The sequence below is a fragment of the Gordonia sp. 852002-51296_SCH5728562-b genome, assembly GCF_001665475.1.
Lineage (GTDB): Bacteria > Actinomycetota > Actinomycetes > Mycobacteriales > Mycobacteriaceae > Gordonia > Gordonia sputi.
Map to the genome: position 1 here is coordinate 1 of NZ_LZMI01000050.1, position 1,069 is coordinate 1,069.

Genomic DNA, 1,069 nt, shown 5'->3' on the forward strand with positions numbered 1-1,069 from the left:
GCAGTAGTGGGCGATGGAGTCGAGGATCTGGTCAGCGGTCTTGACCCACACGTAGGGGCGGGGGTTGTCGTTCCAGGTCTCGATCCATGCTCTGATGTCGGCGTTGAGTGCTCTCACGGTGCGGTGGGTGGAGCGTTGGAGTTTCTTGGTGGTTAGTTCGGCGAACCAGCGTTCGACGAGGTTCATCCAGGATGAGCTCGTCGGGGTGAAGTGGACAACGAATCGTGGGTGCGAGGTCAGCCATCGTTTGACCGCGGGCGTCTTGTGGGTGGAGGCGTTGTCCATGACCAGGTGGACGTCGAGCTCGTCGGGTACCTCGGCGTCGATCTTGCGGAGGAATCCGATGAATTCCGTTGCGCGATGCCGTGAGTGAAGCGAACCGATGACTTTTCCCGACGCGATGTCCAACGCCGCGTACAGGCTGGAGGTGCCGTTGCGCACGTAGTCGTGGCTGGCCCGTTGCGGGGTGCCCGGGAGCATGGGAAAGATCGGCTGGGTGCGATCGAGCGCTTGGATCTGGGTCTTCTCGTCAACGCAGAGCACCAGGGCACGTTCGGGTGGGTTCATGTAGAGCCCGACGACGTCGCGGACCTTCTCGGTGAACAGGGGATCTTTCGACAGCTTCCACGACTCCTGTTTGTGTGGAGCCAATCCGAACGCTCTCCATACACGCGACACGGTTGACTGTGACATGTCGAGATGCTCAGCCATCGACCGAGTCGACCAGTGTGTCGCATTCTTCGGAGTGGTCTCGAGAGTTGCGGTGATCAGGTCTTTGATCTGCTCGTCGCCGACGGTGCGAGGTCGCCCAGGCCGGGGTTCGTCGAGCAACCCCTCGCAGCGGTGCCCGACGAACCGGCCTCGCCAGCGCCGCACGGTACCTCGGTTGAGGCCGAGTCGTTGTGCCACTTCAGTATTCGAACCGCCATCAGCGGCGGCGAGAACGATTCGTGAGCGCATCGCCAAACCCGAGGCCGTCGTTCGCCGACGCGCCCACCCTTCGAGCTCACGGCGCTCGTCATCGGTCAGAACAATATCCACTGCTCGCGGACCCCGGGTTGCCATTCCC

At 62.3% G+C, this 1,069-nt stretch carries 1 protein-coding gene; it reads right to left on the bottom strand.

All coding sequences use genetic code 11. From position 1 onward, the window contains the following. Window positions 1-1,065: IS630 family transposase (locus A5766_RS08945; RefSeq protein ID WP_064904303.1), on the bottom strand; the 1,065-nt coding region annotated here is incomplete at its 3' end. Window positions 1,066-1,069 lie beyond the last annotated feature (4 nt).